We start from the raw sequence: 13474 nt of genomic DNA, 5'->3' as shown, positions 1-13474 counted from the left end.
GACCAGGACGGCGTGCCGGGCCTCAGCTTCGACGGCATTCCCGCGCGAAGCGAGTTCACCTACCGCTTTCACCTGAAGCAGTCCGGAACCTACTGGTACCACGCGCACAGCCGCTTCCAGGAACAAAGCGGACTGTACGGCGCCATCGTCATCGAGCCGAAGGATGGCGAGCGCTATCCCGCGGACCGGGAACACGTGATCCTCATCAGCGACTGGAGCGACGAGGATCCCGAGCGCATCTACGCCAACCTGCGGACGCGCGGCAATGTGTATAACTACGGCCGCCCCACCCTGGCTGATTTCCTGCGCGACGCGCACACGAAGGGCTTCAGGGACGCCGTCGCGATGCGGCGCATGTGGAACCAGATGCGCATGGACCCCAGCGACCTCGCCGACGTTTCCGGAGCGAGCTATACCTACCTGGTCAACGGCGCCACGCCGGCAGCCAACTGGACCGGACTGTTCCGCCCCGGCGAGCGCGTGCGTCTCCGGCTCATCAACGGCTCGTCGAATTCGATCTTCGACCTCCGTATTCCAGGGCTGCGCCTGCGGGTGGTGGCAGCCGACGGCCAGGACGTGGAACCGGTCGACGTCGACGAGCTGCGGCTGTCCGCTGCCGAAACCTACGATGTGCTGGTCGAACCCCGCGAGGACCGTGCCTACACGATCTTCGCCCAGTCCATCGATCGCTCCGGCTACGCCCGGGCCACGCTGGCCCCGCGCGAAGGCATGAGCGCGGCGGTACCGCCCCTCGACGCCCGGCAGCGGCTTTCCATGGACGACATGATGGGCGGCGGAACGACGATGGCCAGCCACGCGCGCACGGAGTACGGCTCCAACGTCGACATGCGCGTGGACATGCCGCGCACGAACCTCGACGATCCCGGCGTGGGCCTGCGCGAGCGCAGGCATCGCGTGCTCACGTATGCCGATCTGCGCACGGTGGGTGGCGCGCTCGATGCGCGCGAACCCGGCCGCACCATCGAACTGCACCTGACGGGCAACATGGAGCGCTTCGCCTGGTCGTTCGACGGCCTGAAGTTTTCCCAGGCGAAGCCGATGCACTTCCGCCAGGGCGAGCGCCTGCGCGTGCGCCTCGTCAACGACACGATGATGAACCATCCGATCCACCTCCACGGCATGTGGAGCGAGGTGGAATCGCCCGATGGCGCGTTCCAGGTTCGCAAGCACACCGTGAACGTGCAGCCGGCCCAGCAGGTGAGTTACGCCGTCACCGCCGACAATCCCGGGCACTGGGCGTTCCACTGCCACATGCTCTACCACATGGAAGCGGGTATGTTCCGCGAGGTGGTCGTGTCGTGACGCGTGCCGCGATCCTGCTGCTGGCGCTCGTTCCTTGCGTGGCCTTCGGCCAGTCCATGGAACACATGGACCATTCGGACATGCAGCACGGCTCCCACGATGCGCCCGCGGACGCACGCAGCGGCGACTGGTCCGACGGCGTCCCCTCGTCGATGCATGGCATGGACATGATGGGCATGGATGACACGGCGCCCGTCGGCATGCTGCTGCTCGACCGGCTCGAATCCTTTGCGGGGCAGGGCCGTCACGGCCAGTCGTGGGAAGCCGAAGGTTGGTATGGCAACGACACGGACAAGCTCTGGCTGCGCAGCGAAGGCGAGCGCGAGGGCGGCCGTCCACACGACGGCGACGTGGAGGCTTTCTGGAGTCACGCCGTGGCGCCGTTCTGGGATGCGCAACTCGGGCTCCGCCGCGACATCGGCGAGGGGCCGAAGCGGAACTGGGCCGCGGTCGGCCTGCAAGGCCTGGCGCCGTACTGGTTCGAGGTGGAAGCGACGGCCTACGCGGGTTCGGGTGGCCGAACGGCGGCACGCGTGCGTGTGGAATACGAACTGCTGATCACCCAGCGCCTGATCCTGCAGCCCGAACTGGAGGTCAACGCCTACGGCAAGGACGACCTGCAGCGCGGTATTCGTTCCGGCGTTTCCAGCCTCGAAGGCGGCCTGCGCCTGCGCTACGAGATCCGCCGTTCGATCGCGCCGTACCTCGGCCTCGCCTGGCAGCACCTCACGGCGGGGACGGCGGGCCTCGCCCGCGACGAAGGCCGTCGCGTCACCGATCGCCGCTGGGTGGCCGGGGTTCGTCTCTGGTTCTGACCCCGCCCAGGGCGAACGCGGTCACGATGGCCGACAGCACCGCCAGCCCCGCCGATACCAGCATGACCGCGCGGAAACCCGCCACGAAGGCATCGGCAATGGCGCGCCGGGCGGCAGGATCCGATACCTCGATGCCGGCCATCCTGGCCTTCTGTTCGATGATCCGGCTGACGACGTCGCCGGGCAGGGCGAGCCCGGCGAGACGCGCATCGAGGGTGCTGTCGAACACCTGCGTGAGGATGGCGCCGAAGACCGCGATGGCGAGCAGTCCGGCGGTACGCGCCACGGCGTTGTTCACGCCGGAAGCGGTGCCTGCCAGCGAGGGCGACAAAGCGTTCATCACCGTGGTGGTGAGCGGCGCCACGACGATGCTCATGCCCAGGCCGAGCACGCAGCTCGCCGGGAAGAACGTGGTCCAGTAGCTTCCGCCCACACCGGGAACGGCATACAGGACGAAGCCCACGGCGGCGATGGACGGGCCGACGACCAGCGGCAGCTTCGCGCCCACGCGATCCACGAGCCGTCCGGTCCAGCGCGACAGCGAGAACATGATCACGATGATCGGCAGCAGCGACGCACCGGCGCCTGTCGCGCCATACCCCTGTACCTGGATGAAGTTCAGCGGCACGAAGAAAAGGCTGCCGCCGAGCGCGGCGTAGAGCAGCAGGGTGAGCGCGTTGGCGGCCGAGAAGTCGCGGTTGCGGAACAACGAGAGGGGCAGCATCGGCGCGGAAGAACGCCGCTCCACGAACATGAACGCCGCCAGCCCCGCCACGCCCGTGCCCGCGGCGATCAGTACCGGCGCCGAGGTCCAGCCCTGCTGCGGCGCTTCGATGAGCGCGTACACCACGCCCGCGAGTCCCACCGTGGCCAGCACGGCGCCGGAGATGTCCAGACGCCCGGCGTTCCGGCCATGGCTTTCCGGCACGCGCCACAGGCACACCGCGACCAGCGTGATGCCCAACGGCAGGTTGATCAGGAAGGCCCAGTGCCACGACACGTACTCGACCAGGTAACCGCCGATCACCGGCCCGGCGGCGGCAGTGATGCCGCTGAAGGCGGACCACGTGCCTATCGCCGCGCCGCGACGTTCTTTCGGGTACGCGCTGCTGATCAGGGCGAGACTGCCCGGTACGAGCAAAGCGGCGCCGAAACCCTGCACCGCACGCGCCCCGATGAGCGTGCCTATGGTCGGCGCGGCGGCGCAGGCGATCGAGGCGAGCGTGAATATCGCGGTGCCGATGAGGAACACGCGGCGCCGTCCGAAGCGGTCGCCCAACACGCCGCCCACGAGGATCAGCGCCGAGAGCAGCAGCGCGTACGCCTCCATGACCCACTGCGCATCCGCGGTGGTGGCATCCAGCGCCTGCTGGATGGCGGGCAGCGCCACGTTGACGATGGTACCGTCGACGAAGGCCATGCCCGAACCCACGATGGCGGCGACCAGCGTCCAGCGGCGCGCGGATTCGCTGCATGCGATGGACTCGTCCTCGGCAAGCGCGGTAGGGTCAAGCGGTGAGGTCGAGGTCATGGTCGACGAGCGTAGCGCTTTGCCGGCCGGTGCGCCTTACACGCGGCGGGCGCGGTATGACGGACCCTGGACGATTCTCCCTGCACACTGGCGGTTCCGATGGAGGCGATGCCATGAAAGAGCGCGAGACCTACGACGATCCCACCACCGGTGCCGGCGATCCCACCCACGGCGGGGGCCCGAAGCCCGAGGAGCCCGTCACCACGGGGTCGGGCGATCCGCAGCACAAGCGTCCGCAGGATGGGGAGGGAACGCGTTGAATCGCCGTGACTTCGCGAAAGCACTCGCCGCGGCCGGCGTACTCGGCGGCGGCATCTGGCCAGGCGTGAGAACGCTGGCGACAACCCCGGCGGTGGCGGCGAAGCGGCACGTGGCCGTAGACCCGGAACGCCTGAGGTCGTTGCAGCAGGCCTTCCTCGACCTGCGCTTCGGCATGTTCATCCATTTGAACATGGCCACCTTCGAAGAACGCGAATGGGGCGACCCGACGTTGTCGCCGAAGCTGTTCGATCCGAAACATCTCGACACCGACCAATGGGCCCGCGCCGCGAAGTCCGCGAATATGGGCTACGCCTGCCTCACCACCAAGCACCACGACGGCTTCTGCCTGTGGCCGACGAAGATCGGCAGCGCGAACGTCATGCAGTCTTCGTTTCCGCACGACGTGGTGCGGCGTTACGTGGATTCGTTCCGCAAGGCAGGCCTCGGGGTCTGCCTGTATTTCTCCATCCTCGACCTGCGCCAGGACATCCGCGCGCGCACCGTCACGCCCGCGAAGATCGCGCTCATCAAGGCGCAGATCACCGAACTGCTCACGAACTACGGCCCGCTCACGGCCCTGATCCTCGATGGCTGGAACGCGTCGTGGTCGCGCATTTCCTATGCGGAACTGCCTTATCGCGAGATCTACGACCTGGTGAAGTCGTTGCAGCCGGATTGCCTGCTCACCGACCATAACGCCGGCAGCTATCCCGGCACGGCGCTCTACTACACGGACATCAAGCAGTACGAACAGCACGCCGGCCAGAAGATTCCGCCGGACAGCCCGGTGCCGTCGCAGTCGGGCACCACGCTGCAGAGCGACTGGTTCTGGAAGAAGGCCTACCCGGCAGCGGAACTCGCGTCAGCGCAGACGATCGTCGAGGAATGGCTGAAGCCGTTCAACGAGAACCACTGCAACCTCATCCTCAACGTGGCGCCAAACCGCGACGGCCGTTTCGACGACAACGCGGTGGCACGCCTGGCGGAGATCGGCCGTCTCTGGAAGAACCCCGGCCCGGCGCCGAAGATCGGCCGTTCCGTCACCATCACCACGCCCGATCTCGCCGCCGGCAAGCCGGCGTGGGCGAGCGCGAGCGACGAGGCGGTGGGACCCGACCAGGCCTTCGACGACAACTTCCACAGCTACTGGCTGGCCGATCGCGGCAAGCAGGATGCGTGGATCGAAGTGCGCTTCGACGAACCGGTGGCGTTCAACACGCTTTCGATCGTGGAGCCGCTGCACGCGGAAGGTTACGGCGACGCGAGCCGCATCGTCTCGTACAAGGTGGAAGTGGAGAAGGACGGAGCATGGAGCGAGGTGGCCGCCGGCGGCACGCCCGCGCCCTACCAGTTCCATGAGATCCCCCGCACGACGGCGAGGCGTGTCCGCCTCAGCGTCCAGGGCCGGCAGCCAGGCATCGCGGAATTCGGCATCTACGACGAACCCCGCGGCACGGCCGCGTCAGCCTGAACCACGCCGCCGTCACGCCTTTAAAACCAAAGGCTTGGCACCATCTTTAGCTGTCGGACCCGAGCGCCAGGAGGTAAAACCATGGCTACCGGATGGGCGGGCGACACCGCCGTACAAGACCAGATCGACGCCACCGTGGAAGACGCGGTGAAGCGCGCACGCAGCCGCATGGCGAAAGGCCCCAGCCTGGAGCGTTGCGAGGAATGCGACAAGCCGATCCCGGAAGCAAGGCGCAAGGCCGTTCCGGGCGTGCGTCTCTGCGTGGCGTGCCAGGAGGAGGCGGACAAGGAAGAAGCCGCTTTCAGCGGCTACAACCGCCGCGGCAGCAAGGACAGCCAGCTGCGCTGACCTGCTTGTCATCATTCTGTAACTATTTGAAATAAAGAAACAAATCGGTCTTCGAAGCTAAAGTTGGCGAACCGGCGGCCGACACGCGGGTACCCCACCCCCGTTCGAGTCCGTCATGCCGTTCCCCCGAGTACCCCGTCCCACGCTGACGCTTCGCGCCCGGCTGGCGCTCCGCGCCGGCGGCACCATCCTGCTGCTCCTCGCGCTCTGGATCGTCGGCGGTCTGCAGCTCCGTGCCGCCGACCGCCGCCTGCAATCCGTCGTCGGCGACACGCTCGCCCCGGTCGCCGCGCTGGGCCATATCCAGAACGACTACAACGACCTCCTCGACGCACTGATCCACGCCACGCTCACCCGGTTGCCGTCCGCTGCCGACGATGCCGTGACGACCATCCAGTCGGACCGCGGATCCATCGACCGCCAGTGGAAGGCGCTGGAGGCCAGCGGGCTGGGCAAGGAGCAGGGCAAGCTGGTGACCCTGGCCGCGGCGCATCGCCAGGATGCGGACAAGGCCGTCGACACCGTGGTCGAACTTCTGAAAGCGGAGCAGTACGACCTGGCCCAGTTGCAGCTGTCCAATGACGTGCAGTCCGCCGTGGTGCCGTTGAAGAGCGACTTCTCCAACCTGTTCGGGCTTGCCGTGGATGGCGGCAATGCCGTGGCGGAAGCGCAGCATGCGGAGATCGCGCGCGGCGAGATCTATTCCTCCGTGCTGCTCGGCATCGCGCTGCTGCTGGCCAGCGCGATCGATCTTGCGCTCATCCGCTCGCTGGGCCGGCGCCTGCGCCAGGCCGCGGACGTCGCGGCGGCGATTGCCGGTGGCCGCCTCGGCTCGCGCATCGACGTGGGCCGCGACGATGAGATCGGCCGGCTGCTCGCCTCGCTCGCGGCGATGGACGCCCAGCTCGGCAACGTGGTGGTGCAGGTGCGCGATCGCGCGGATCACGTTGCCGAGGCCTCGGCCGGCCTCGCGCGCGGCAACGATGCATTGAACGAGCGCACGCGCCTGCAGGCCAGCCACGTCGAACACACCATGCTGTCGATGCGCGACATGCGCGATGCCGTGTCGGGCGGCCTTGACGAGGCGATGGCTGCCGACGGCGCAGTGCGCGAGGCGCGTACGATGACGGACGAAGGGCGTCGCGTGGCGGCCGACGCCATCGGGAACATGCGTGCGATCCAGGCGACCAGCCAGCGCACCGCCGAGGTGCTCGACCTGGTCGACCAGGTAGCCTTCCAGACGAACCTGCTGGCGCTGAACGCGGCCGTCGAGGCGGCACGTGCCGGCGAGCACGGCCGTGGCTTCGCCGTGGTGGCCCACGAAGTGCGCGAACTGGCACAGCGTTGCGGCGCGGCGGCGCGCGACATCCGTGGACTCATTGCCGCGAGCGACGAAGCCGTCCAGGCCGGCGTGGCCTCGGTCGACCGCGCGGGCGACGTGCTCGCGGGCATCGGCGAGCGCGTGGGTACGCTCGCCGTGATGATGGCTGCACTGACCGATACCACGCGTGCCCAGGCCCAGGGCATAGCGCGGGTCGACGGCGCCGTCCGCGGCATCGACGAAACCGCGCGCGAGAATGCCGCGCTTGTCGAAGATGCCGCGGCAGCCAGCCGCGCCATGCGCGAAAGCGCGGCCGTGCTGCGCCGGGAAGTCGCCTACTTCACCCTGGCCGGTCAGGCCGACGGATAGTCCAGGCTCGGATACCAGGTGGGCGAACGTCCTTGTGGAAGGCAGTCGATCACCGTCCACAGCGGCATCAGGTCGGGCGCGCCGCGCGGGTCCTGCCCGGGGTCCATCGTGTTGCCGTCCATTTCGCCGGCCCAGAAGTGCCTGATCGTACCGTCGCGCCGGGTGAAGACGTTGAAGGCGGGCTCGTCGCCGCCTTCCTTGCCGATCGCGAAGTAGTCGCGGCTGAAATCGCCGTTGGCATCCGAATAGAGCTTGAGGTGGCGCCAGCCGCGCTCCTTCGCGAAGGCGACCATCCGCTCGATGGGCGAGCGCGAAATGACCGCCAGCGCCGTGTTCTGCTCGATGTCGCGGGCTTCGCCGTCCCAGGCGCTCAGCAGCGAGGTGCACATGGGGCAGGGGCGCTCGCGCTGCGGGCCGAACATCCAGCTGTACGTGACGAGGCTCGGCTTGTCGCCGAAGAGGCCGGCAAGGTCCACGGGGCCATCCACGCCCACGAAGCGATAGTCGCCGCGCACTTCGCCGCCCGGCGGCAAGGCGCGGCGCAATTCGGCCACGCGCTCGATGTGCCGGCGAAGCTCGATCTCCTCGGCCAGGAGGGCCGTGCGGGCCCGGCGATATTCGGCGCTCTCGTTCGGCATGCGGAAGGTACTGCGTGCCGCCAGTTCGGCGGCGGGTACGAGGGGCTGGCTGCTCATTCGATGATCTCCTGCGGTCAATCGCGGTCGGGGGCGCCGAGGGGGAAGAGCGTCCGGTACGGCCGGGCCTCGTCCACGGCGCGTGCGAACGAGGGGCGGGCCAGCAGGCGCCGACGATACGCGTGGACGTGTTCGAAGCGCGTATCGATCGGGTGCGTCCAGTCCGCGTAGAAAAGGAACGGGGCGGCACCGCAGTCGGCCAGGGTGAAACGGTCCAGTGCGGCCCACTCGCGTCCGGCCATGTGCCTGTCGAGCCACGCATACGCCAGTCCCAGCATCTCCCGGGCCTCGGCCACGCCCCGCGCATCGTGGTGGCCGTCGGGCCGCATGGCGTCGAACACGATCTTCTGCTGGGGCGTGGAAACGTAGTTGTCGAAGAACCGGTCCATGCGCCGCACCTCGAGGGCCGCCTTCGGCTCCGCCGGGAGCATCGGGGCCGGTCCCGGGTGATACAGGTCGAGGTATTCGACGATGCAGGTGGCCTCGGTAATGGTGCGTTCGCCGTCGACCAGGACCGGGAAACGCTTGAGCGGCCAAAGTTCGGCGAACTCCGCGTAAATCTCTGGGTGCTCCGGCGAAAGCATCTTCCATGCGAATGGCGTGCCGTTCTCGTAGATGGCGGTCAGGGCCTTCTGGCAGTAGGAGGAGAACGGATGGGCATAAAGCTTCAGGGTCATCGGATTCACCGGATTGGGGGTTACCCATACGCGTCGAACGGCGCTCCCGGAAATCGACACGGCGGGACGGATCCGTGCGGCCGCGCGGCGAATCGGCCCGCCGGAGCCGTATCGGCCAAGTGACAGGCGATCGATACTCGCCCAACGGGTACCTGCCCGTTAACCTCCGCGCATCCGGGGAACGAGGAACCACGCATGAAACGCCTGCTCATGGGAATCGCGATATCCATTGCGGTGGCGACCTCCGCCGTCGCCAGCGTACCCGTCTGGGGTGCCAGGGAGTCGAGCCCGGCGGATACGCCGCCGGCGGACCTGAAGCCGGGTCAGTGGATCTGGGGCGGGCGCCCGGGCGGCGCCGGTCCGATGGCGGTCATCGTGAGCCTTACCGAGCAGCGGGCCTACGCGTATCGCAACGGCATCCTCATCGGCGTCACCACGGTGAGCACGGGGAAGAAGGGGCATGAGACGCCCACCGGCGTGTTCACCATCCTGCAGAAGGACAAGGACCACCATTCGAAGACCTACGACAATGCCCCGATGCCTTACCAGCAGCGCCTCACCTGGGACGGCGTGGCGCTGCATGCGGGCGGATTGCCGGGGTACCCGGAATCGCATGGCTGCGTGCACATGCCGACCGAGTTCGCCCGCCTGCTGTTCGAAGCGACCAACATGGGCATGACGGTGGTCGTCGCGGAGCAGGGCACCGCGCCCGTGACAGTGGTGCATCCGAGCGCGGTGATCCCGATCGATCCGCGCAACGGCGCGGATCTTGACCTTCCGCCCCTCTCTACCGGCGAAACCTACCGGTGGACGCCGGAAGCATCGCCGACGGGACCGATCTCCATGGTGATGAGCGTGACCGACGGAAGGGTCATCGTGCTCCGCAACGGCATCGAGATCGGCCGCAGCCGTGTACAGGTGACCGATCCGCTGACCGGTACCCATGCCTTCATCGTCGCGGCCGGCTACATGCCCGACGCGCCGACGCGTGCCGGCCTGCGCATGCCCAACTGGATCACCATCGGCATCCCGGGACATGGCGACGAGGCCGGAAAGGTGGTCGACGAAGCGCTCGTGGATCGCGTCGCGGTGCCGCGGGAATTCATGGAGAAGGTGCTGCCGTTGCTTTCGCCGGGATCGGTGCTGCTGGCCACCGACGAGAGCATCCAGCCTTCCACCACGGGTGGGAAGGTGAAAGTCATCGATTCCAATCCGCCGGGCGGTTGAGCGATCCGCGTACCGGGGCGATACGTTCAGGTAGGTGCGGCTCGCTCCGCCGCCGCTCCACGCCGCGTTTAACCGATGTATCGGACCGTCCTTCCTCCCCACCAGGAGGGACTCGATCATGCGGCGCCTCATCCCCTTGCTGCCGTTGCTCATCGTCCTCGCCGCGTGCAAGGGCGGCGACACGGATTCGCCGGTGCAATCGCCGGGAGCGGACAAGTCCGCGAAAACCCGCGTACTCGAAGCCGGCGCCGCGATGCTGCAGAGCGCGCCGCCGCTCAATGCGCTCGACATGTACCTGGACGGCTTCCACTTCTACAGCGGCCACATGGAAGGCCAGATGGAAGCCCACCACTATTGCGCGGTCCTCAACGAGGAAGTGAACCAGTGCGTCATCTACGACGGCAACGGTTCGAACGCGAAGATCATGGGCGTGGAATACATCATCAGCGCGAAGCTTTTTGCCACCTTGCCCGACGCCGAGAAAGCGCTTTGGCACAGCCATGCCTACGAAGTCACCTCGGGCGAACTCGTTGCGCCCGGCTTGCCGGACGTTGCCGAGCACGAATTGATGGAGAAGCTTGCCGGCACTTACGGCAAGACCTTCCACACCTGGCATACCGACCAGGACAAGCAGCTCCCCCTCGGCGTGCCGCAGCTGATGATGGGTTTCACCCGCGACGGCCAGATCGACCAGGCCATGGTCCGCGCGCGCGACGAGCGCCTTGGCGTGGATACGGCGCGGGAGCGCCAGCAAAGGGAGGACATCAAGCCGCCGCCTGTCGCGCCGGGCGCCGACGCCTGGCAGCACGGGACGGTCATCCAGTTTGCCGATCCCACGGAAGCCGCCCATGACGGCGGGCCGATCGGTGAAAGCTCCGTGAAAACGCGACACCCGTCACACTAATGGTGCTAGCGTAATCCCCGCATCCGTCAGGGTCCGGTTGCGGCCCGGCCGCCACGTTCGCGTGACAGCCGGAAAGGGTTGCGCAACCCATGTGCTTGGGGAGTACCCCCGTGACGGCCCAGACCACCGCCGTGCCGGCATTCCGGTACCGTGCCTTCCTCAGTTACAGCCACCGGGACGAGTCCTGGGCACGCTGGCTGCACCGGGCGCTGGAAGGCTACGTGGTGCCGCGGCGGCTGGTCGGCACGTCCACGCCTTTCGGCCCGGTACCGCGCCGCATCGCTCCCATCTTTCGCGACTGCGACGAACTCGCGACGGCAGCCGACCTGGGTGGAAAAGTGACCGAGGCACTGGCGCAATCCGCGAGCCTGCTCGTGGTCTGCTCGCCGAGCGCCGCGACCTCGCGCTGGGTGAACGAGGAGGTCGCCACCTTCATGCGCCTGGGGCGCGGCGAACGCATCTACTGCCTGATCGTGGCCGGCGAGCCGAACGCGAGTCTCGATCCTGCGCAGGCAGAGGAAGAATGTTTCGCGCCGGCGTTGCGCCAGCGCCGGCAGCCGGACGGCACGGTGGCCGACGAAGCGGTGGAACCCATCGCCGCCGACGTGAGACCCGGCAAGGACAGCAGGAGCGAAGCGAAGTATCGCCTTGTCGCAGGCCTGCTGGGGCTGGACCTGGACGCGCTGAAACGCCGGGACTACCAGAGGCGCGCGCGCCGCGCCGTGGCTCTCGCGAGCGTCGCCGTCTGCGTCACCGCCGTCACCGGCGCCCTGGCGCTCGCCGCGCTCGCGGCGCGCGATGCCGCGAAGCAGCGGCAGAAGGAGGCGGAAGACCTGGTTGCCTTCATGCTGGGCGACCTCAACGACAAGCTTTCCGAAGCGTCGCGGCTCGACATCATGGAAGCCGTCGACGACAAGGCCATGGCGTATTTCCAGGCCCGCTCCGATGAAGACCTCGGCGACCGCGCGATGGCGCAGCGCATGAAGGCCCTGGAAAAGATCGGGAGCGTGCGCGTGGACCAGGGGCAGCTGACCGCCGCCATGACCTCCTACCAGGCAGCGCGTGCCATCGGCGAGAAACTCGCTGCCAGCGCTCCCGGTGCGCAGCACTGGCTCGCACACGCCGAGGTGGAGACCCTGATCGGCATGGTGTACTGGCGACAGGGAAAGCTGGATGCAGCGCAAGCGAGCTTCGCGTCGGCCAAGTCCATCCTCGCACGTGCCGCTGGCCATGCTCCGGCCGACCTCGACATCGCATTCCAGCTGGCCCTGGTCGACAACAACATCGGCTACGTGATGGAGGCGCGTGGCCGCCTGGACGAAGCGGAGGTCCAGTATCGCCGCATGCTCGACGCGATGCGGCGCCTCGTCGCCGCGCAGCCGGGCAACGCGGAATGGGGCGAATCGCTCGGCTCCGCCTATAACAACATCGGCAAGCTGGCGCTGCTGCGTGGCGATCTCGCCGAAGCCGTGAGGAAGTACGGCGAAGACGAGCGCATCCAGGTGCGCCTCGCCGCTGAGGAGCCGAAAGACGTGAACCGGCAGAGTCGCCTGTTGACCGCGCACGCGATCCTGGGACGCACGCAGGCGATGACAGGCGACCTGGCATCGGGCATGGAGCGGCTGCAACGTGCTGTGGATATCGCGACGTCGCTGGCGGCGGTGGATGCGAGCAACGCCGAGCTGCAGGAACAGATCGCGTTGTATGGCACCCAGCTCGCCCGTCTGCGGCGCCTCGATGGCGACCTCCTCGCCGCCGGCCGGTTGACGACGAAAGCCGAAGCCATCTTCGCCCGGCTCACGGCCATGGACCCGGCGAACGCCACATGGCAGCGTGAATACGCCGAGGCTCTCGTCGAGCATGCGGCGCAATCGCGGCTCATCGACGACAACGCAGGAGCCCGCCGCAAGGCGCAGGAAGCCGCGCGCATGCTCCGCCCGTTGTTCGCGAAGGCGCCCGACGACCGCCCCCTCCTCCTTGCCTCGGCATCCGCCCTGCTGGCACAGGCCGACGCGACGGCCGGCGGCGAAGCACGCGTCCTCAGGGAAACGGCTTTGCGAACGATGGCCTCGGCGAAGAGCGGGCAGGGCGACCCGCGTCTTCTTGCCCTGCAGACGCTGGCCCTGCTGTCGCTGCGCAGAGGTGCCGAGGCATCGCCCCTGATCGAGCGCCTGCAGTCCGCAGGCTATCGCGACGCCGCCCTGTTGACCGCGCTTCGCGAGCACGCAATCGAATACCCGTCCAACCAGGAGTTCCAGCGTCAATGGATGGCCGGCGATGGAGAGGCGGCAGCAAACCGGTAAGGACCGTTCCACATCATGGGAGACGACCATGTCCAACACACCCGGCAACAACAAACCCGAACGGCAAGCCCCGCCCCCGGCGAAGGCGCCCGATCCCAAGAAGACCACCGTTCCCGGCGACAACGCGGACCTGACGACGAAGGGAGGGATCAAACCGAGTTGACGCAACGCTGCGCGGCGTCCGGGGGCGCAGCGCGAGCCGTTGAACTGTCCACGTCGTTCACCATCC

Annotated in this window: 13 protein-coding genes; 10 read left to right on the top strand and 3 right to left on the bottom strand. The window is 67.8% G+C overall.

Annotated elements, in window-relative coordinates; all coding sequences use genetic code 11:
* Both ACR9ZH_RS14305 and ACR9ZH_RS14300 read left to right on the top strand, forming a co-directional pair.
* Nucleotides 1–1323, top strand: a 1323-nt coding sequence (locus ACR9ZH_RS14305) for a multicopper oxidase domain-containing protein (protein ID WP_481291428.1), incomplete at its 5' end; no start/stop codon positions are given.
* The gene (locus ACR9ZH_RS14300) at nt 1320–2138 is read left to right on the top strand and encodes a copper resistance protein B (RefSeq protein ID WP_481291427.1); all 819 of its coding nucleotides are present in this window, start codon (nt 1320–1322) and stop codon (nt 2136–2138) included. The genes ACR9ZH_RS14305 and ACR9ZH_RS14300, both read left to right, overlap by 4 nt.
* Here the strand turns inward: ACR9ZH_RS14300 and ACR9ZH_RS14295 are convergent.
* The gene (locus ACR9ZH_RS14295; protein WP_481291426.1) at nt 2095–3669 is read right to left on the bottom strand and encodes a DHA2 family efflux MFS transporter permease subunit; all 1575 of its coding nucleotides are present in this window, start codon (nt 3667–3669) and stop codon (nt 2095–2097) included. The two genes, ACR9ZH_RS14300 and ACR9ZH_RS14295, sit on opposite strands and share 44 nt — an antisense overlap.
* A 113-nt stretch (nt 3670–3782) precedes the next feature.
* Here ACR9ZH_RS14295 and ACR9ZH_RS14290 point away from each other — a divergent pair, with 113 nt between their 5' ends.
* The 4 genes from ACR9ZH_RS14290 (at nt 3783) to ACR9ZH_RS14275 (ending at nt 7439) form a co-directional block, all read left to right on the top strand.
* On the top strand, nt 3783–3929 hold the full coding sequence (locus tag ACR9ZH_RS14290; protein ID WP_481291425.1) for a hypothetical protein: 147 nt from the start codon (nt 3783–3785) through the stop codon (nt 3927–3929).
* Nucleotides 3926–5401: an alpha-L-fucosidase gene (locus tag ACR9ZH_RS14285; protein WP_481291424.1), complete on the top strand. Its 1476-nt coding sequence runs from the start codon at nt 3926–3928 to the stop codon at nt 5399–5401. Before ACR9ZH_RS14290 ends, ACR9ZH_RS14285 begins: the two co-directional genes overlap by 4 nt.
* Nucleotides 5402–5482: 81 nt before the next feature.
* Nucleotides 5483–5749: a DksA/TraR family C4-type zinc finger protein gene (locus tag ACR9ZH_RS14280; RefSeq protein ID WP_481291423.1), complete on the top strand. Its 267-nt coding sequence runs from the start codon at nt 5483–5485 to the stop codon at nt 5747–5749.
* Nucleotides 5750–5864: 115 nt separating this feature from the next.
* Nucleotides 5865–7439: a methyl-accepting chemotaxis protein gene (locus ACR9ZH_RS14275; RefSeq protein ID WP_481291422.1), complete on the top strand. Its 1575-nt coding sequence runs from the start codon at nt 5865–5867 to the stop codon at nt 7437–7439.
* Here ACR9ZH_RS14275 and ACR9ZH_RS14270 read toward each other — a convergent pair.
* Both ACR9ZH_RS14270 and ACR9ZH_RS14265 read right to left on the bottom strand, forming a co-directional pair.
* A complete protein-coding gene (locus ACR9ZH_RS14270; RefSeq protein ID WP_481291421.1) occupies nt 7424–8134 on the bottom strand; it encodes a DUF899 family protein in 711 nt (236 codons plus the stop codon). The two genes, ACR9ZH_RS14275 and ACR9ZH_RS14270, sit on opposite strands and share 16 nt — an antisense overlap.
* Before the next feature lie 17 nt (nt 8135–8151).
* Complete coding sequence (locus ACR9ZH_RS14265; protein ID WP_481291420.1) at nt 8152–8811, bottom strand: glutathione S-transferase family protein; 660 nt, start codon at nt 8809–8811, stop codon at nt 8152–8154.
* A gap of 195 nt (nt 8812–9006) precedes the next feature.
* Between ACR9ZH_RS14265 and ACR9ZH_RS14260 the strand changes: the two genes are divergently transcribed.
* From ACR9ZH_RS14260 to ACR9ZH_RS14245, 4 genes are all read left to right on the top strand, one after another.
* Complete coding sequence (locus ACR9ZH_RS14260; protein WP_481291419.1) at nt 9007–10038, top strand: L,D-transpeptidase; 1032 nt, start codon at nt 9007–9009, stop codon at nt 10036–10038.
* Nucleotides 10039–10156: 118 nt separating this feature from the next.
* Nucleotides 10157–10942, top strand: coding sequence for an OBAP family protein (locus ACR9ZH_RS14255; RefSeq protein WP_481291418.1), 786 nt, complete (start codon nt 10157–10159; stop codon nt 10940–10942).
* Between the two features lie 110 nt (nt 10943–11052).
* Nucleotides 11053–13245, top strand: coding sequence for a TIR domain-containing protein (locus tag ACR9ZH_RS14250; protein ID WP_481291417.1), 2193 nt, complete (start codon nt 11053–11055; stop codon nt 13243–13245).
* 28 nt (nt 13246–13273) lie between these two features.
* A complete protein-coding gene (locus ACR9ZH_RS14245) occupies nt 13274–13408 on the top strand; it encodes a hypothetical protein (RefSeq protein WP_481291416.1) in 135 nt (44 codons plus the stop codon).
* Nucleotides 13409–13474 lie beyond the last annotated feature (66 nt).

It is taken from the genome of Luteibacter sp. SVR4-7G, assembly GCF_056755555.1.
This window is presented reverse-complemented; position numbering and strand designations above follow the sequence as displayed.

What these genes read in the sequence shown, in the direction of transcription:
- ACR9ZH_RS14295 (WP_481291426.1), bottom strand. Translation starts at nt 3,669, where the DNA reads ATGACCTCGACCTCACCGCTTGACCCTACCGCGCTTGCCGAGGACGAG.
- ACR9ZH_RS14290 (WP_481291425.1), top strand. Translation starts at nt 3,783, where the DNA reads ATGAAAGAGCGCGAGACCTACGACGATCCCACCACCGGTGCCGGCGAT.
- ACR9ZH_RS14280 (WP_481291423.1), top strand. Translation starts at nt 5,483, where the DNA reads ATGGCTACCGGATGGGCGGGCGACACCGCCGTACAAGACCAGATCGAC.
- ACR9ZH_RS14275 (WP_481291422.1), top strand. Translation starts at nt 5,865, where the DNA reads ATGCCGTTCCCCCGAGTACCCCGTCCCACGCTGACGCTTCGCGCCCGG.
- ACR9ZH_RS14270 (WP_481291421.1), bottom strand. Translation starts at nt 8,134, where the DNA reads ATGAGCAGCCAGCCCCTCGTACCCGCCGCCGAACTGGCGGCACGCAGT.
- ACR9ZH_RS14265 (WP_481291420.1), bottom strand. Translation starts at nt 8,811, where the DNA reads ATGACCCTGAAGCTTTATGCCCATCCGTTCTCCTCCTACTGCCAGAAG.
- ACR9ZH_RS14260 (WP_481291419.1), top strand. Translation starts at nt 9,007, where the DNA reads ATGAAACGCCTGCTCATGGGAATCGCGATATCCATTGCGGTGGCGACC.
- ACR9ZH_RS14255 (WP_481291418.1), top strand. Translation starts at nt 10,157, where the DNA reads ATGCGGCGCCTCATCCCCTTGCTGCCGTTGCTCATCGTCCTCGCCGCG.
- ACR9ZH_RS14245 (WP_481291416.1), top strand. Translation starts at nt 13,274, where the DNA reads ATGTCCAACACACCCGGCAACAACAAACCCGAACGGCAAGCCCCGCCC.